The organism is Variovorax boronicumulans (assembly GCF_019352895.1).
GTDB classification, from domain to species: Bacteria; Pseudomonadota; Gammaproteobacteria; order Burkholderiales; family Burkholderiaceae_C; genus Variovorax; species Variovorax boronicumulans_A.
Window position 1 is genome coordinate 2053967 of the sequence record NZ_JAAAFX010000004.1, and the last position, 17905, is coordinate 2071871.

Annotated in this window: 14 protein-coding genes; 4 read left to right on the top strand and 10 right to left on the bottom strand. The window is 69.7% G+C overall.

The features are described 5' to 3' along the window. Positions 1 to 79: 79 nt before the first annotated feature. The 5 genes from K0H49_RS11135 to K0H49_RS11155 form a co-directional block, all read right to left on the bottom strand. Positions 80 to 1393: a sigma-54 interaction domain-containing protein gene (locus K0H49_RS11135; protein ID WP_219212044.1), complete on the bottom strand. Its 1314-nt coding sequence runs from the start codon at positions 1391 to 1393 to the stop codon at positions 80 to 82. 199 nt (positions 1394 to 1592) lie between these two features. Continuing rightward, complete coding sequence (locus tag K0H49_RS11140; RefSeq protein ID WP_219212046.1) at positions 1593 to 2705, bottom strand: LLM class flavin-dependent oxidoreductase; 1113 nt, start codon at positions 2703 to 2705, stop codon at positions 1593 to 1595. Then, the gene (locus K0H49_RS11145) at positions 2702 to 3784 is read right to left on the bottom strand and encodes an LLM class flavin-dependent oxidoreductase (RefSeq protein WP_219212049.1); all 1083 of its coding nucleotides are present in this window, start codon (positions 3782 to 3784) and stop codon (positions 2702 to 2704) included. Before K0H49_RS11145 ends, K0H49_RS11140 begins: the two co-directional genes overlap by 4 nt. A gap of 4 nt (positions 3785 to 3788) precedes the next feature. Continuing rightward, positions 3789 to 5141 carry an LLM class flavin-dependent oxidoreductase gene (locus tag K0H49_RS11150; protein ID WP_219212051.1) on the bottom strand — a complete coding sequence of 451 codons (1353 nt, stop codon included), beginning with the start codon at positions 5139 to 5141 and terminating at the stop codon, positions 3789 to 3791. A 12-nt stretch (positions 5142 to 5153) separates the two neighbouring features. Next, positions 5154 to 7970, bottom strand: coding sequence for a TonB-dependent receptor (locus tag K0H49_RS11155; RefSeq protein WP_219212053.1), 2817 nt, complete (start codon positions 7968 to 7970; stop codon positions 5154 to 5156). 396 nt (positions 7971 to 8366) lie between these two features. Here K0H49_RS11155 and K0H49_RS11160 point away from each other — a divergent pair, with 396 nt between their 5' ends. Next, positions 8367 to 8753: a DoxX family protein gene (locus K0H49_RS11160; RefSeq protein WP_219212055.1), complete on the top strand. Its 387-nt coding sequence runs from the start codon at positions 8367 to 8369 to the stop codon at positions 8751 to 8753. 14 nt (positions 8754 to 8767) lie between these two features. Here K0H49_RS11160 and K0H49_RS11165 read toward each other — a convergent pair whose 3' ends face one another. From K0H49_RS11165 to K0H49_RS11185, 5 genes are all read right to left on the bottom strand, one after another. Further along, the gene (locus K0H49_RS11165) at positions 8768 to 9463 is read right to left on the bottom strand and encodes a uracil-DNA glycosylase family protein (protein ID WP_219212057.1); all 696 of its coding nucleotides are present in this window, start codon (positions 9461 to 9463) and stop codon (positions 8768 to 8770) included. A gap of 4 nt (positions 9464 to 9467) precedes the next feature. Next, a complete protein-coding gene (locus tag K0H49_RS11170; RefSeq protein WP_219212058.1) occupies positions 9468 to 10376 on the bottom strand; it encodes a peptidoglycan DD-metalloendopeptidase family protein in 909 nt (302 codons plus the stop codon). Positions 10377 to 10422: 46 nt separating this feature from the next. Next, positions 10423 to 10971 (bottom strand): pseudouridine synthase, encoded by a 549-nt coding sequence (locus K0H49_RS11175; protein WP_219212059.1) that lies wholly within the window; start codon positions 10969 to 10971, stop codon positions 10423 to 10425. A gap of 59 nt (positions 10972 to 11030) precedes the next feature. Next, positions 11031 to 11507 (bottom strand): Rid family detoxifying hydrolase, encoded by a 477-nt coding sequence (locus K0H49_RS11180; protein ID WP_219212060.1) that lies wholly within the window; start codon positions 11505 to 11507, stop codon positions 11031 to 11033. A 250-nt stretch (positions 11508 to 11757) separates the two neighbouring features. Beyond that, a complete protein-coding gene (locus K0H49_RS11185; protein WP_257624662.1) occupies positions 11758 to 13731 on the bottom strand; it encodes an ATP-binding response regulator in 1974 nt (657 codons plus the stop codon). A gap of 179 nt (positions 13732 to 13910) precedes the next feature. Between K0H49_RS11185 and phnD the strand changes: the two genes are divergently transcribed. From phnD to K0H49_RS11200, 3 genes are all read left to right on the top strand, one after another. After that, positions 13911 to 14915, top strand: a complete 1005-nt coding sequence (gene phnD / locus K0H49_RS11190) for a phosphate/phosphite/phosphonate ABC transporter substrate-binding protein (RefSeq protein WP_219212061.1) — start codon at positions 13911 to 13913, stop codon at positions 14913 to 14915. A gap of 241 nt (positions 14916 to 15156) precedes the next feature. Continuing rightward, positions 15157 to 16932, top strand: a complete 1776-nt coding sequence (locus tag K0H49_RS11195; RefSeq protein WP_219212063.1) for a ShlB/FhaC/HecB family hemolysin secretion/activation protein — start codon at positions 15157 to 15159, stop codon at positions 16930 to 16932. Positions 16933 to 17039: 107 nt separating this feature from the next. Next, complete coding sequence (locus K0H49_RS11200; protein WP_219212064.1) at positions 17040 to 17870, top strand: hypothetical protein; 831 nt, start codon at positions 17040 to 17042, stop codon at positions 17868 to 17870. Positions 17871 to 17905 lie beyond the last annotated feature (35 nt).

Here is a 17905-nt window from a genome sequence, read left to right on the forward strand (position 1 = left end):
GGTGCTGGCGGTGCAATGCAATGGCCGGCGCCACGCGTGTGCGCGGTGCCGAAGGGCTGCGCTGCGACAGGCGCCCGTTTCAGGGGGCGTCGTTGCAGCAGGACGGCGGCGCGAAGGACCGGCGATTCCCGTGTGCCGTGCCGTCGCGGCGGACCGCGGGAAAGCGCAGCGGCGTCCGGCTGACCGGCGCCGCGGGCGCGTCCTCGTCGTCAACGGCCTCGGCGCTGCCCAGCAGGCCGTAGCGCTTGAGCAGCGTGCGCAGCATGTTGCGCGTGATGTCGAGCGCGCGCGCCGTCTGCACCTGGTTCTCCCGGCACCGCGCGTAGGCGGCACGCACCAGCACCTCTTCGACCGACTGGAAGAGGGCCGCGTCGCCGCGGTCTATGAGTCGGTCGAAGAAGCCCGCGAGCTCCTGGTAGAGCGGTGCCGTCAGTTCGGGTGGGGTCGAGGCGATGGGGCCGGAAAGCACCACCATCGGCTCTTCGCCGTTCTCGCGCTCTTCGGCCCCCGACTCGTCCTGCGGCTCGGCAGCCATGCCGGCCGGGGGCTGCGCTTTAAGCGGCTCTTCCGGCACGAGCACCGGCATGAGCTGCAGATCGCGTGCGGCGATGGGCCGTCCGCGCGAGAGGATCCAGGCGAACTCGACGGCGTTCTCGAGCTCGCGCACATTGCCCGGCCATGCGTGGGCCAGCAGCATGGCCTCGGCGTCGGGCGCCAGGCGGACCTGGTCCCGTCCCGTGCGCTCTGCGCAGCGCGCGATGAAGTGGTTGGCCAGGGGCAGGATGTCGCCGGTTCGTTCGCGCAGGGGCGGCAGATGCAGTGGCGCCACGTTGAGCCGGTAGTACAGGTCGGCACGAAAGCGCTGCGCCTCGACGGCGCGCTCCAGGTCGACGTGGGTCGCCGCGACCAGCCGCACGTCGATCGCGATCGGCCGGCGCGAGCCGATGCGCACCACCTGCCGTTCCTGCAGCACGCGCAGCAGCTTGACCTGCATCGTCAGCGGCAGCTCGCCGATCTCGTCGAGGAACAGCGTGCCGCCGTTGGCCGCCTCGAACCAGCCCGGGCGCGCACCTGGCGCGCCGGTGAAGGCGCCGGCCTCGTGGCCGAACAGTTCGGCATCGATCAGCGTGTCGCTGAAGGCGCCGCAGTTCACCGCGACGAAGGGGCCGCGGCGTCTGCTGGCCGCGTGGATGTGCCGCGCCGCCAGTTCCTTGCCGGTGCCGGTCTCGCCCACGATCACCACCGTGGCTTCGCTGCGTGCCACGCGCTCGAGCTGCGGCAGCAGCGAGGCCGAGCGCGGGTCGCGCAGGATCAGCGTCTTGCCCGCGCTGGCGCTGCGTGCGTGCGGCGGTTCCGGCTCGTGGAGTCGGTAGGTGGATTCGTTCAGGTCCATGGGGCTTTCTCGTCGGACGGCAGGACGCTGGCGCCCGCACGGCGGGCCGTGCGTGGCGCACTCTGTCGATTGAACAGCGTTCATTCTGCGAGCGACGTGCGCGCGCGTGAACGAAGGCTTCGGCATAGTGTTTCTCGCTCAGCAACTTAGGGCCTGGTCATCCTGTGTCCGGCGACGAGCAGACCGGCCCCGCGTCCGCTCATGCTGCGGCAGCGACACGCGGGCGCAGCAGGGGCAGCACGTGCGCACCCACCACCCGCGCTTCCTCCAGGTTCGGATAGCCCGACAGCAGAAAGGCTGTGACGCCCAGCGCCCGGTATTCGGCCAAGCGTTCGGCGACCTGCGTGTAGGAGCCGACGATGGCCGTGCCCGCGCCGCCGCGCACCAGGCCCACGCCGGCCCAGATGTTGGGATAGACCTCGAGCGAACGCGCGTCGTCCACGCGCCGGCCCTGGTGCAGGGCGCGCATGCGGGCCTGGCCCACCGATTCGGAGCGTGCGAGCTGACGCTGTGCCAGGTCGATCGTTTCCTGCGACAGCGGTCGCAGCAGCCGGTCGGCCTCGGCCCAGGCGGCCTCGGCAGTGGGCCGCGCGATCACGTGGATGCGCAGCGCAAAACCCAGCGGCGGCCGGCCCTGTGCAGCGGTCAGACGGCGCAGGCGCTCGAGCCGCTCCGCGACCATTGGTGGCGTCTCGCCCCACAGCGCATGCACGTCGGCCTGCGCCACCGACACGCGCTCGGCGATCTCCGAGGCGCCGCCGAAATAAATCGAGGGAACCTGGGCCGTAGCCGCGGCGCCGAGCCGGCCCACGTCGGCCATGTAGTAGCGGCCCGCATGCTGCAGCGGTTCGCCGCGCCAGACGGCGCGCATCAGGTGCACGAACTCCTCGGCGCGCTCGTAGCGCTGGTCGTGGTCGAGGAAGTCGCCATAGGCACGCTGCTCCTGCGCGGCGCTGCCGGCCACCACGTTGAGCTGCAGCCTGCCGGCGCTGAGTTGCTGCAGGGTCGCGGCCTTCTGCGCCAAGGAGGTCGGCAGTTCGAGTCCGGGCCGCAGCGACACCAGGAAGCGCAGATGCCGCGTCTCGGCGGCCATGGCCGCGGCCAGCAGCCAGCCGTCTTGCGCGTAGGAGCCGACGGGCAGCATCACGCCGTCGAAGCCTGCACCCTCGGCGACCCGCGCCACCTGCACGAGGTAGTCGACCTCGGGGGCGCGCGAGCCGCGGCTGCCGCCGCGCACGCTGCGCACGGCGGTGTTGACCAGATGGCGGCCGTCGCCGCCGCTTGGGACGAACCAGTGGAATTGGGTGCTCATACGGCGTTCGTGGTGAGGGGGGCACGGGGTGTGGCGACCGGCGTCGCGACCGGGGTCGGCACCGGTCGCACCAGCGGCAACACCTCTTCGCCCAGGCGCAGCGCGTCTTCCAGTCCCTGTTCGCCGGAAAGCACGAAGTCGTCGACACCGACGGCCTGCAGTTCCTGCAAAAGGTCGGCTACCGTGCGGTAGTCGCCGACCAGGCCGGCGCCGTCTTCCCAGCGCGGCTGGCCGCGCGTGACACGGCCGCGCAGCGGCCCCACGCCACGCCAGAGGCCGGACGCGGTGTCGAAGAAACTGCGTGCGGCGGGCGGCGTGCCGGTGGTGGGCCAGGCCGATTGCAGCGCGGCGTCTGCCGCTTGCCAAGCCTCGATGTCGGTCTCGCGTGCAATGAGATGCAGCCGGCAGGCCACGCGCAGCGTGCGGCCTTGCGCGGCCGCCAGCGCACGCACCCGCCGGATGCGCTCGGCCAGTGCCGCGGGCGGTTCGCCCCAGAGCACGTAGGCATCGGCATGCTCGGCGGCGATGCGTTCGGTCGACGGGCCGCTGCCGCCGATGTGCAGCGGCGGCGGATGGCGCAGCGCACGGATCAGCCCGGCGTTCTCGACCCGGTAGTGCGGCCCGCGGTGGTTGAAGCCCAGGGCGCTGCCACGGCCCTTCCATGACTGCTTGACCACGCGGATGAATTCGGCGGCGCGCTCGAAGCGGTCGTCATGGTTCACCGCGTCCCCGTAGGCGCGGTGCTCGGCCGAGTCGCCGCCCACCAGCAGGCCCAGCGCCAGGCGCTGGTGGGTCAGGTCGTAGAGCGTCTGCGCGCTTTGCGCGGCCACCGCGGGCAGCATGAAGCCGGGCCGGAATGCGACCACCATGCGCAACTGTCGGGTGGCGCGCGACAGCGTCGCGGCCAGCAGCCAGGCGTCGGGGCGCTGCGGGCCGCTGGGCACCTGCAGTGCGTGGAAGCCCGCGTACTCGGCCGCGCGGGCCACGTCGATCCAGTGCGCGGGCGTGGCCGTCGCATCCTTCGCCTCGCGGCGCCGGGCATCGCCTTCGGGGAACAGGCACCAGCTGAATTCGGTCATGCGCTCAGGCCGCCTTGGCCAGGGGCTCGGCATAGCGGCTGGCTGGCCGCTCGAGTCCAAGGTTCTCGCGCAGCGTGCGGCCTTCGTACTCGGTGCGGAAGATGCCGCGCTTCTGCAATTCGGGGATCACCAGGTCGACGAAATCGTCGAGCGACTCGGGCAGCACCGGCGGCATGATGTTGAAGCCGTCGGCCGCACCGTTCTCGAACCACGACTGGATCTCGTCGGCGATCTTCTGCGGCGTGCCCACCACCACCCAATGGCCGCGCGCGCCGGCCAGGTATTCGTAGAGCTGGCGCAGCGTGAACTGCTCGCGCCGCGCCAGTTCGATCACCACCTGGTGACGGCTGTTGCGGCCCTTGGGCGGCTCGGGGTAGTAGGGCGGCGGCGCATCGAGGTCCCAGGCCGAGATGTCCTCGCCGGGCCAGAAGCGTGAGATGGTGTGCAGCCCGATCGAGGGATGGATCAGCTTCTGCAGCTCGGCCCACTTGGCCTCGGCCTCTTCCTGCGTGCGGCCGATGACCGGCGAGATGCCCGGCAGGATCAGCAGCTGCTCGGGCCGGCGCCCGTACTTCGCGAGCCGGCCCTTCACGTCGCGGTAGAAGGCCTGGGCCTCTTCGAGGCTGGTCCAGGCGGTGAAGATCGCTTCGGCCGTGGCCGCGGCCAGTTCGCGCCCCGGCTCGGAGGAGCCGGCCTGCACGATCACCGGATGGCCCTGTGGCGGGCGCTCGAGGTTGAGCGGCCCCGAGACCTTGAAGTGCTTGCCCACGTGGTTGAGCGTGTGCAGCTTCGAGGGGTCGAAGTACACGCCCGATTGGGCGTCGCGCGAGAACGCGTCGTCGTCGAAGCTGTCCCACAGGCCCTTTACCACATCGAGGAACTCGTGCGCACGTTCGTAGCGCAGCGCGGGGTCGGGGTGCTTGTCGAGCCCGAAATTGCCGTAGACGTTCTCCGCGCCAGTGGTCACGACGTTCCAGGCCGCGCGGCCCTTGCTGAGGTGGTCGAGCGAGGCGAACTTGCGTGCCAGAAGGAACGGGTCCTCATAGGTGGTCGAGGCGGTGGCGACGAAGCCGATGTGCTTCGTCACGGCCGACAGCGCGGCCCACAGCGTGACCGGCTCGAAGTACGAGACGCGTCCCTGGCGACCGAAGGACGCGTCGTCGCTCAGGTAGCCCAGGCCCGGGCTGTCGGCCACGAAGACCTGGTCGAACAGCCCGCGCTCGGCGGTCTGCGCCAGGCGGATGTAATGGTCGATGTTGACGCCCGCATCGATCTGCGAGCCCGGATGGCGCCAGGCGGCCACGTGGTGGCCGGTGGCCATGATGAAAGCGCCGAGGCGCAGCTTGCGTTGACTCATGGGTCTGTCTCCTTAGAGCTTGCCGGTCAGCACGATGCCGGCCCAGCGGGGAATCGCGGGCGTGTAGCTGTTCCACGTCTGCGAGAGCGGTGTCTTGTTGTCGAACACGTTCTTCACCAGGAAGCTGGCGGTGAAGCGGCCGTCCAGACGGCCCAGGCCGATCGAGACGTCGGTAATGCTCTTGCCCGGAATCTCGCCGTAGCTCGACAGCGAGTCGTCCGAGTTGTACTTGGTGTTGTAGGCCGTGTTGAAGCTGGCGAGGAACAGCTTGTCACCGAACACCGGCTTGCGGTAGTCGACGCCGATGTTGAAGGTGTATTTCGAGGCGCCGGGCAGCGTGCGGCCCGAAAGGTCGGTGTAGGGCGAGGCGCCCGCGTAGCCGTTCTCCAGCGGCTGGGCCGCGTTCTTGAAGTCCTTGTAGCGTGCGTCGTTGTAAGCGCCCGCGAAGCGGATGGTGGTGTTGCGCAGGCCGCTGTAGGCGCCGTCGATCTCGATGCCCTTGGCCTGCACCTTGGGCACGTTGCCGGTGGCGGTGACGTAGTAGTTCTGGCCGTTGTTGTTGAGCTGGGTCGTGTAGACGTCCAGCGCGCGGATCGACTGCTGGAAGTCCTTGATGTTGGTCAGGTAGGTGTTGGCGTTGAAGACCAGCGTCTTGTCGAGCAGCAGCGACTTGAAGCCCAGCTCGAAGGAGTTGGTCTTCTCGCCCTTGACCAGCGCCGAGACGCCGTTGGTGAGTTGCGCGATGCCGGCCTTCTCGCCGTACTGCCACGAGACGTAGGTCGTGAGGTTCTCGTTGACCTTGTAGGTCGGGCTGATGACGAACGCGGGCTGCGTGGCCTTGAAGGGCTCGGCCTCGATCGGGTTGAACAGCGGCCCGAGGTTCGTGAGGCGGATCGCCTTGGCGTCGGCCACCTGCTGTTTCTGCGCCGCGGTCAGCGAGTTGTAGGCCGCGCCCGGCGCCGCGCCCGCGGCCGTGCCGAAGTACTTGTTGGCCAGCCGGTCGGCCAGCTGCAATTGCGCCGCCGAGTTGCCGCCGCCGAGCAGGCCGGCCGCGTTCGAATCGAAGCCGCCGAGCTGCACGTCGCGCACCGCCACCGGGTTCAGCTCGAAGCCGTTGCCGTTGGCCTTGATGTAGCTCGAGCCGATGTTGGTGCGGTCTTCGCGGGTGATGCGCAAGCCGGTCGTGAGCTTGAGCGCCTCGGTGAAGTTCCAGTTGACCTGGCCGAACAGCGCGGCGCTCTTGTTGTGGATCTGCTGCAGGCCGGGGCGGTTCCAGGCCAGCGACAGGCCGTCGAGCGAGTTCTGCAGCAGATAGCGGCCGGCACCGGTCGCGTCGAGACGGTTGTATTGCGCACTGCTGGCCAACCAGGCGCCGGCATCGTTGCCGAAGTCCTGCCGGTACTCGACGCTGTTGCGCACGTCCATGAAGTGCAGTCCGGCCTGGTAGTCAATGAAGCCGCCGGTCTTCGAGCTGATGCGCAATTCCTGGCTGGCCTGCTTGTAGTCGTTCCAGAAGCCGCCGGCATTGCGGTAGACGTCGAAGGGCGTGCCCTCGTCGTTCTGCGCGTTGAAGTGGTAGTCGCGCCAGGCGGTGATGGAGGTCAGCGTGTGGTCGCCGAGGTTCCAGTTGAGCTCGGCCGCCACACCGCGGCTGCCGGTGACCAGGCCCTTGGTCGCGTCGGTGTAGATGCTCTTGCCGTCGCTGCCGCCGTACAGGTAGTCGCGGGCATAGCTGAAGCCGTTCGGGTCCTGGTTGAACCAGCGCCGGCCCAGGCGGGTGGCGGCGTCGGTGGTCAGCGGGTTCACGCTGCCGTCTGCGTAGCTGGTGGGCGTGGGCGTGCGGATGGTGCGGCCGTTGGTGGTCTCGGCCGAGCGGGGCTGCAGCTCGATCGACAGGCGGGCATTGAAGTCGGCCGAGGGCGTGAGCAGGAACTGGGCGCGGCCGGCCACGCGGTCGGTCTCCGACCAGCTCTGGTCGCGGTTGAACTCGCTGCGGTTGAGCAGGTCGCCGCGGCCCTTGTCGACCACGAAGGTGCCGCGCCAGGCCAGCAGGTCATCGACGATCGGGCCGCCGCCGGCGAAGGTGCCGGTCAAGCGGCCACGCTGGCCATAGAGCAGCGAGTAGTCGGCGCTGGGCGTGAACGAGGGCCGGCGCGTGGTGAAGCTGACGGCGCCGATGCTCGAGTTCTTGCCCAGCAGCGTGCCTTGCGGGCCGCGCGCCACCTCCACCGAATCGATGTCGGTGAAGTAGTAGCTCGAGGTCAGCGCGTTGTAGCCCAGGCTCACGCCGTCGACGAGCACGCCGACGCTTGGGTCCTGCGCCTCGGTCTGCGACTGCTTGCCGATACCACGGATCGCGAGGCTGCTGGTGCGCTGGTTGCCCTGGTTCCAGAAGATGTTGCCCAGGCGCTTGGTGATCGAGTCGATGTCGTTGGCCTGCAGGCGGTCGAGTTCGCGACCGCCGACCACCGAGACCGACAGCGGCACGTCCTGCAGGCGTTCGATGCGGTTGCGCGAACGCACGACGACGGCGTCGAGCGCCACCGGTTCGTCCGCGGCCGCGCTGGCGGTGGCGGCCGTGTCGGTGGCCGGTGTCGCCACGGCGGCCGGTGGCTGCTGTTGTTGCTGAGAAAGCACTTCGCGCAAGCGGGAGATCTCGGCCTGCAGGTCGGAGATGAGCTTGTCCCTGTCCTGCTGCGCATGCGCCGGTGCGGTGACCAGGAAGGCCGAGGCGAGAAGCGCCGCGACGGGCGAAAGGCGGAACAGCGAAGACCTGTCCGAAGGCTGGCGATGACGCGATGCGCGGGCCGAGGAATCGATGGCGTGCATGGAATGTGGAAGTGAGGAGACCGTTGAAGACGATCGCTTTCAGCAACCCACATGCCATCGCATGCGAGGACACGCCGAGGCGTGTCGAAAATGCGGGAACCTCCAATGGGGAACGGTATCGGGGAGGGGCTCGCACGCTCGAATGCGGCTTCCGCACAGCGGTGCTTTTCAAGCAGGGGCGATGTTGGAATCACAACATCGCCCGAGGGGCTGTTGCACCGCAGGCAGCCCGAATACCGGGATGCCAAGCCGCGCAGGCATGCATCGAGCGCGCGCGACGTTCTGCAACGGGCCTCGGACAACAACCGATTTCTTCAATGCATATGGCGTGAAGGTCTGAGGCCGGGAGCCCATTGCGTCGATACTGCTTGTCACCCCCTGCAAGGAGAACCGCACATGAGTCGCCGGCGCCTGGCCGCCCTGGCCTTTGTCTTTCTGTGGTTCGCACTTGGCGGCGTGGCGCACTTCGCGTTCACCGAGGCGCAGATGCGCATCGTCCCGCCCTGGATCGAATGGCCGCGTGCCGCGGTGTGGGTGAGCGGCGTGGCCGAACTGCTGGGCGCGGCCGGGCTGCTGTGGCGTCCCACGCGGCGTGCCGCCGGCATCGGACTGATCCTGCTCACGATCGCCGTCACGCCGGCCAACGTGCAGATGCTGCAGCAGGCCGCGCAGTACCCCTCGGTGCCCTACTGGGCGCTGGTGGCGCGGCTGCCGTTCCAGCTGGTGCTGCTGGCGTTGATCGCGTGGAGCACTTCGGCCTTCGTGCGCCGGCGCGCGGCATGAACCGAGCGCTGCGCTCAGCGCCTTGGCATCAGGGCCTGCAGCCGATTCGCCAGCAACGCCGGAAAGCGCGCGAACCACACGGCGTTGGCCGGCGAGGGATGGGGCAGCGGCGCCAGCGTCAGCGTGCGTGACCTGCCGGCATGGCAGTAATCGATGCCAAGCGTGGCGTCGTGGCGGTCGTCGCGTGCCCAGAACGCGTCCAGAGCGGCGGCCACTTCGGCTGTCTGTCCGATCGCGAACCAGAAGAAGGCCTCGCGGCCCAGCACGATCACCTGCTCGCCCTGCCAGGTGTCCATCAGCAGGCTGGCCATCAGCGGCTGAAAGCGCCGTTTGACGGCCATCGACCAGGCCTTGTTGCCCACCGGCTTGTAGGGCACGGTGTTGAGCCAGAACACGTCGGCGCCAGCGGCCACCGCCTGCTCGAAGTCCGGCGCCGCGGCGTCTTCGCCGAAGCGCCGGCGGTGCAGCGCGCTGCGCACCAGCTGGCCGGCGCGCCCGATGAAGGCCAGGCCGTGTTCGACCTCGCTGCGGCCCGGGTCGCGGCCGAAGATGCACAGCGGCGCATCGGCCGGCCCGAGGCCGATCACCGGCTCGCGCCAATCGCGGCCGCTTTGCGCGTAGGCCGCAAGGTCGATGCCGGCCGTGCCTTCGGCTTCGCGACGCAAGGCGTCGTGCTGGGCGGCCGTGAGCACCGCGGGCGGGCGCGCCATCGGCTCAGGCCGCCGGAACGAACAGGGCCGGGTCGACCATCGTGCGGTTGAGCATCACGCCCCAGTGCAGGTGCGGTCCGGTCACGCGGCCGGTGGCGCCCACGGCACAGAAGCGGTCGCCGGTCTTGAGCTCGTCGCCGACCTTGACGTCGATCGCGCTCAGGTGGCAGTACATCGTGAGCAGGCCACCGCCGTGGTCGAGCCAGACCGTGCCGCCGTTGAAGAAGTAGTCGCCGGTGTCGATCACGCGGCCCGGCAGCGGTGCGCGCACGGCCGTGCCGGTGGCTGCGGCGATGTCCATGCCGCTGTGTGGATTGCGCGACTGGCCGTTGAACACGCGGCGCAGGCCGAAGGAGCTGGAGCGCCGGCCCGGCACCGGCACGCGCATCTGCAGGTCGTGTGCCGGCACCTCGGTGAAGGCGGCCATCACCTTGGCCTGGTGGTCGCGCTCGCGTTCGTAGCGCGCCTGGTCTTCGGGTGACAGGTCGACCTTGCCCGGTGCGACCTTCAGGCGCTGCTCGCTGTATTGCTTGGTGGCGATGGCATAGGCGATGGGCTGGTCGCCGGCGCCTTCGGTGCGTCGAACGATGTGCGCGTTGCCGGGGCGGGCTGCGAGCGGGATGCCGACCAGCGCGGTCCATTCGATCGGGTCGCCGATCACGAGCAGCGGCAGATCGTCCGTGGTGCGCGCCACGGGGCGTGTGGCCGCGGTGCCGAGCGACAGCCGCGCGACACCGCCGGGCACCGCCGATGCGTGCGGCCAGACCTCGGACGAGGCCGGAGAGGCCGCAGCGGCCCTCGACTTGGCGGCGAAGACCGGCGCCGCGGGCAGCAGCAGCGCGCCCAGCGTGCCGATCAACGCACTGCGGCGCGTGGCGGGGTGAGGGGAAGACGGGTGATTCTGAATGGCCATCGGGCAAGTCTAGCGAGCGCCTTCGGCACCACCGGACGAGAGCCCTTCAACCGGCCCAGGTGCCCGGCGCCAGGCCGTCGAGCGTGTGCGGCCCGATCGAGGCCCGGATCAGCCGCAGCGTGGGATGGCCGACGGCCGCGGTCATGCGCCGCACCTGGCGGTTGCGGCCCTCCTTGATCGCGAGTTCGATCCAGCTGGTGGGAATGGACTGGCGCACGCGGATGGGGGGCTGGCGCTCCCACACGGCGGGCGGCGGATCGAGCCGGCGCGCGCGCGCCGGGCGGGTCGGGCCGTCGTTGAGCGTCACGCCGTCGCGCAGGGCGCTCAGCGCTACCTCGTCGGGCACGCCTTCGACCTGCACCCAGTAGACCTTCTCCATCTTGAAGCGCGGGTCGGCGATGCGGGCCTGCAGCGCGCCGTCGTCGGTCAGCAGCAGCAGGCCTTCGCTGTCGGCATCGAGCCGGCCGGCCACGTAGACGCCGGGCAGGTCGATGAAGTCCTTGAGGCCTTGCCAGCGCCCCTCGGGCGTGAACTGGCTGAGCACACCGTAGGGCTTGTTGAATCGGATCAGGCGGGAAGAAGAAATAAGAGCCATGGCGCGGGCAGCATAGCGCCCGCGTGCGGCCCGCTCGCGCGGCGACGACGCTCAGCGCCTCAGCGCGCGGCGATGCACTCGACTTCGGCGCGCGCGCCGAGCGCCAGCCCGTTGACGCCGAAGGCGCTGCGGGCCGGGTAGGGCTTGGAGAAGTAGCTGCGGTAGATCTCGTTGAAGGCGGGCCAGTCGGCCATGTCGGCCAGCATGGCAGTGCACTTCACGACATCCTGCATCCGGTAGCCCCGGGCTTCGACCGAAGCCTTGATGTTGTCCATGAGCTGCCAGGTCTCGGCCCGGATGCCGCCGGGTGCCAGCTTGCCGGTGCTCGCGTCGTAGCCGATCTCGCCTGAGAGGTAGACCACGTTGCCGACCCGCACCGCATCGGAAAAGGGCAGCTCGCCGAAGCGGCCCGAGTCGATGAACTCGATGGGCGCGCGCGTCGCGCCCGGGCCGAGGGGCTGGAGGCCGGTGGCCGGGGCGCCGCCCGCACCGAGCAGGCCGGCGAGGGCGCACAGTGACGCGAAGACGTGTTTCATGAGGACTCCCTGAGTGATTCTTCCGGCCGGTGGCCAGGCCCGGACGGGCCGCGAGGCCTGTCGGCGCACGCATTCGTTCGCGAGGAATGGCGTCGGAACCCGGGCTGTGCGCTCCGCGGTGGAGGCGGGGCGAGCGGAGAATAGCCGAGCTTCCTCAGGTGCCGGACGCCTTGACGCGTCCGCGTCCTTGGTTGGCCAAGGCAGGCATGGGTTTCGTGACGGATGTCCACTGCGAGCGGCTTGTGCTCACTTATGTGTCCATTGTGGTGACAACTGTGGGTGAATCTTCATGTGGTGGGGTGGCACGCACCGCTGCCAGTTGCGCACGGAGAACCTGGCGCAGCACCTTCGGCGACACCGGCTTGTAGAGCACCGCGACGCCAGAGCGCGCCACTTCGCGCAGTCGTTCGGGCTTGGTCTCGCCGGTCACCAGCAGCCGCGCGGTGCGCGGTCCGATGCCGCGCGGGTGGCGCTGCAGCGCGGCCAGCACGTCGAGGCCGTTGTCGTCGTCCTGGAGCAGCAGGTCGCTCACCACCACGTCGGGCGGTTGTGCCCAGCGGTCGGCCCACGCCAGAGCCTCGGCGCGGTTCTGGGCGGCCATCACCTCGGCGCCCCAATCGGACAGCACGGCCTTGAGGCCCTCGAGGATGCTGCGCTCGTCATCGATGACCAGCACCCGCACGCCGTCGAAACGCGCCTCGGGCTCGCCGTCGACCAGGGCGACGGGCGGCGAGGCTGGCAGGGCGCCGGCGGGCGCCGTGCCGCGCACCAGCAGGCGAACGCAAGTGCCGCTGCCCAGGCGCGATTGCAGGTCGACGCGAGTGCTCAGCAGGGCGGCCAGCCGCTGCACGGTGGCCAGCCCCAGGCCCATGCCGCGCCCGCTGCTGCGGTCGTTGTGGCGCTGAGTGTCGACCTGGAAGAATTCCTCGAACACACGGGTCTGGTGCTGCGGCGCGATGCCGATGCCGGTGTCCCAGACGTCGATGCGCACGCGGTCACCGCGCCGCCGCGCGCCGACCAGGATGCCGCCCTCCGGCGTGTGGCGCAGCGAATTCGACACCAGGTTGTTGAGGATGCGCGAGAGCATCACGTAGTCGCACCGCACCCACAACCCGGTCTTGCGCACCACCAGCCGCAGGCCCTGGGCCTCGGCCACGGGCCGGAAATTGCGGCTGATCTCGTCGAACAGGGTGTCGAGCAGGAAGTCGCTCCACAGCGGCTGCAGCACGCCCGCGTCCAGCTGCGAGAGGTTGAGCAGCTCGGAGAACAGCCGGTCCAGCGAGTCGACGCATTCGCGGATATGGGCAATGCGCTGCAGCCGGGCGGGGTCGGTCTCGCCATTGGCCAGGCCGTCCGAGAACAGGGTCAGCGCGTGCAGTGGCTGGCGCAGGTCGTGGCTGGCCGCGGCCAGCAGGCGCGTCTTGGCCTGGCTCGCGACCTCCAGCTGCTGGTTCTTGCGCGCCAGCTCGACGGTGGCGTCGGCGATGCGGCTCTCGAGCAGGCGGCGGCCCTCGGCCAGCGCACTGGCGGCCTGGTTGAAACCGCTCTGCAGCCGGCGCACCTCCGCCGTGCCTTCGACCGTCACGCTGGCGTCTTCGCCCGCGCCGAGCCGGTCGACGGCATCGCCCAGCGCGCCGATGGGGGCGCTGATGCGCCGAGCCGCCCACCAACCGACCAGGCCCACGCCCACCAGGCTGGCGAGCAGCACCAATGCCACATTCAAGGCGGTGGAGTGGCGCGCGTGCTCGACGGCCGCGAGGCTGATTTCCACCATCACCTGGCCGGCGCGGCGACCGTCGTTGCCCATGATCGGTGTGACCACCTGCAGCCCCGGGGTGCGACGGCGGTCGGGGGGCTCGGCCCGGGCGCTGGCGAGGATCTCGCCGTCCTCCGACCAGATCTGCACCTGCTGCACGTGCGGCTGGTAGGTGCCCGACTGGGCCGTGCGGATCAGCCCGCGTCGGTCCATGTGCTGCAACTGCGCCTGCGCCACCGTGGCCACCTGCAGCGCGACCGTCTGCGCATTGGCGCGGATCATTTCGGTCACATTGTCCAGGTGCTGGCGTGTCAGCACCGTGATGGCGCCGAGCGTCGCCACGCTGGCCGGCAGCAGGGCCAGCAACACCAGTTGCTGGGCCAGGGACAGACGCGCCAGCCCGGCGGACACGCGGGCACGAAGCCCGCGGGCGGTCGAGTCAGGGCGCGAGACGTTCAGGGGCAGCAAGGCAGCCTAGAAATGTGAAATACGTCACCGACCACGAGTAGGTTGGTTTCTAATTGTGTGCTTGGCTGCCCCTGTTGACCAGCCTGTCCTTCGGTTGCGCTTGCCCATTGAGGTTTTCCATGCACTCGATGTCTGCCGCCAGTGTTCTGCTGCCGCCTGTGGCGGGCCTCGCCAGAGGCATGCGTCGCGTCCTGCACCTGCTGATCGGCCTGGGCGTGGCCGTGGGGCTGCACGGGGCCGCGGCGGCCCAGGCGGGGCTGGCGCCGCCGGTGCGCTTCGGCATCCTGCCGCTGGGCGGCGCCTTCGAGTCGCGCAACGACTGGGACCCGGTGCTGGCCGACCTGAGCCGTGCGCTGGGGCGGCCGGTGAGCGTGCTCTCGGTGACCTCGTACGAGGCGCTCGAACAGGCGATCCAGCGCAACGAGGTCGACATGGCCTTTCTCTCGGGCCGCATGGCGCTCGATGCCGTCACCCAGCGGCGCATGCGGGTGGTGGCGCAGGTCACGCGGCACGACGGCCTGCCGGGCTACCGGGCGCTGCTGCTGTCGCGCATCGCCGGCCCGTTCAATACGCTGGCCAGCCTGCTGGCCGCGCCCGAACGCTGGCGGCTGGCACGGGGAGAAAGCCGCTCGGTATCGGGCTTCATCGTGCCGCAGCTGGCGCTTTTCCTGCCCAACCAGATCGCGATGGAAACCCGCTTTCGCAGCGAACTCGTGGGCACGCATCAATTCACCGCGCTGGCCGTGGCCAACGGCGAGGCCGATGCCGCGACCAACAACACCGCCGACTTCGAGCGTTTCAAGCTGCAATTCCCGGTCGAGGCGGCACGCCTGCAGGTGATCTGGGCGTCGGACCTGATTCCCCATGCCCAGATCGTGGTGCGGCGCGACTACCCGGAGGCCTTTCAGCGCCAAGTGCAGGACTTCCTGGTCGGCTATGCCCGCGCCAAGGGGCCCCGCGGCGATGCCGAACGCAGCCATCTGCGCGCACTGCACGACCTGGCGGGCTTCCTCGCCGCCGACAACGACTCGCTGCTGCCCGCCGCCAAGCTGGCCTACCAGTTGGCGCGGCAGAACGCGATGGCGGCCCAGTGGGTCAATGACGCGGCCCGTCAGGCGAGGCTCCAGCGCATCGAGAGTGGCTACGCGGACCAGCTCGCCGTGCTGCGCGAATTGGGCCCCTGAAGCGAAGCCCTGCAGGCAGCCGGTGGTTGGGGTGGGCGCCCAGACGTCATCGGTGCGTTCAAATGAGTTGAAAAGAATTCAATGTATTGAATAAATCCAATTCATTAACAATTGATTCCAAATTTTCCCCAACGGCATGGGGAAAATTTGGGACATTTGATTATTGATTGACAATTGATTGGCGCAATAGAAAAGACAATTCGCCCGCCGCAGCCAATTGGCGCTGCGGTTCAGGGTGTCCATGTCGCGTTGTCATTTCCGTTGTTTCCGTCATTCCCGTCGCTTCATCGCCGTTTCGGGCCCGCTGAGCGCCTGCGCCTTGGCCGTCTCGGCATGGGTGGCCGCCGTCCCCGCGGCCGCGCAGACCCACCCCTCGGCGCCGCAGCCCTTCATCGAGGAACTGCGCCAGCAGGAGCGCGAGCGTGCGCTGCGGGCCCAACAGGAGCGCGCGGTCGATGCCCGCCTGCCCGTCGAGGCACCACCCGCACCCGGGCGGCTGCCCGAGGCCGAGACGCCATGCTTTCGCATCGACCGCGTGGTGCTGGGGGGCGAGCGGGCTGGCGAATTCCAGTGGCTGCTGCCCGCCGCCGCAGGCGCGCAGGGGGACGACGCGCCGATCGGCCGCTGCCTCGGCACCCAGGGGGTCGACACCGTGCTGGCGCGGCTGCAGCAGGCCCTGGTCGAACGCGGCTGGGTCACCACCCGCGTGCTGGCGCCGCCGCAGGACCTGGCGGGCGGCACACTGGCATTCACGCTCGTGCCGGGGCGCATCGCGGCCATCCGCTTCGCCGAGGGCACACGCGATCGCACCGCGCTGCGCAACGCCATCCCCGCGCAGCCGGGCGACCTGCTGAACCTGCGCGACATCGAGCAGGGCCTGGAGAACCTCAAGCGCCTGCCGACCGCCGACACCGACATCCAGATCGAGCCCTCGCGAGCCGCTGGCGCGCAGCCGGGCGACAGCGACCTGGTGGTGAAGTACGCGCGCAGCTTTCCCCTGCGCGGCACCTTGAGCCTCGACGACAGCGGCACCCGCGCCACGGGCCGCACGCAGGCCGGCGCGACCCTGGCCTGGGACGGCCCGCTGGGCCTCAACGACCTGGCCTATGTCAGCGTGAACCACGACCTGTTCAACCCGGGCGCGCGCGGCACCAGCGGCCAGACCCTGCACTACTCGATCCCGTACGGCGACTGGCTGCTGGGCGCCACGGCGAGCCGCAGCAGCTACCACCAGAGCGTGGCCGGCCTGAACCAGGACTATGTCTACGCCGGCGAGTCGCGCAATGCCGAAGTGCGCCTGTCGCGCCTGCTGTACCGCGACCAGCGCCGCAAGACCACGCTGGCGCTGCGCGCCTTCCGCCGGGCCTCGTTCAACTTCATCGACGACACCGAGATCGAGGTGCAGCGCCGCGTGGTCGGCGGCTGGGAGCTGGGGCTCAACCACCGCGAGTTCCTGGGCGCGGCCACGCTCGACGCCAACCTGCAGTACCGCCGCGGCACCGGCGCCTTCGGTGCCCGCCCCGCGCCTGAGGAATTCTTCGGTGAAGGCACTTCACGCTTCGGCCTGGTCGCGGCCGACGCGAGCCTGAACCTGCCGTTCCAGCTGGCCGACCAGAAGCTGCGCTATTCGGCGCTGTGGCGCGCGCAATGGAACCGCACGCCGCTCACGCCCCAGGACCGTTTCGCCATCGGCGGGCGCTACACGGTGCGCGGCTTCGACGGCGAGACCAGCCTGATGGCCGAGCGCGGCTGGTTGATCCGCAACGACCTCGGCTGGGCACTGGGCCAGAGCGGCGCCGAGCTGTACGTCGGCATCGACCACGGCGAGGTGGGCGGAGGGTCGTCGCAGTTCCTGCTGGGCAAGCGGCTCACGGGCGCGGTGCTCGGTTTGCGTGGCACGACGAACGCGCTGCAGGGCCTGAGCTACGACCTCTTCGTCGGCACGCCCTTGCGCAAGCCCGAGGGCTACCGCACCGCGCACTTCACCGGCGGCTTCAACCTCAATTTCAGTTTCTGAAAGGAGCGCCGCCGACGAATCCATCACGCACCACCACCACGCTGTCACACATCCGGTCTGCCTTCGAGGCGGCACCCATCCGATTCAAACGTTCAGGGATAAAAAACATGACTTCCAAGCTCCTCATTCCGTCGATCCTTTCCATCGCGCTGCTGCAGGCCTGCGGCGGCGGGGGAGGGGGTGACGGCGGTACGGCGCCCGCGGCATCGACCTCCGGCTCGGCTGGCGGTTCCACGGGCACTCCGGCCAGCGCCGACAGCGGCTCTGTGAGCGCGAGGTTCGCGGCCGGGGCCAGTTCGCGCTACCAGCTGGTGGGCGTGGGTTCGCAGACTTTCGGCCGGCTCGACACCAGTGTCCAGGCCTCGAGCGGCGCGATGACCAAGCTCAGCGACGCCGTGCTGAGCGGCAACAGCGTGACCAAGGACATCAGCGGCGATGCCTCCTACGCGATGGGCCGGTGGGCGGCTGGCACCGTGACGCGCAGCAGCGGCAGCGAGACGCTCTCCGGCACCGACAACCGCGCCTACCACTACATCGCACTCAATTCGCCGGCCCAGTTTCCGACGATGGGCACGCTGAGTTGCGATGCCGGTGCGTTCACCACGCCCACCTACAAGAGCGGTGGCAGCGGCACGTCGCCCAACACCGGCTCGGCCTCGGGTTCGGCCACCCTGAGCTTCGGCGCAGGCGGTGCGACCGTGGGCGGCGCGGTGAACGTGGCGGCGTCCGGCAGCGCAGGCTCGGCCACGCTTGGCACCACGATCTCGTCGACCTCGAGCGCATCGGTCACGGGCGCCTACCTGAGCGGCGGCTCCGGTGCCGCGGTGCAGATCGGCGACGCCGGAGGCGGTGCCTTCCTCGTGGCCGCCAGCTACGCGGCAACGCTGGCCAACGGTGCACGCTACATCGGCGTCGCCAGGTTCCGTTGCGCTGCCTGATGGCGTGAGGCGGGCAGGGGCGCATCGCGTTCCTG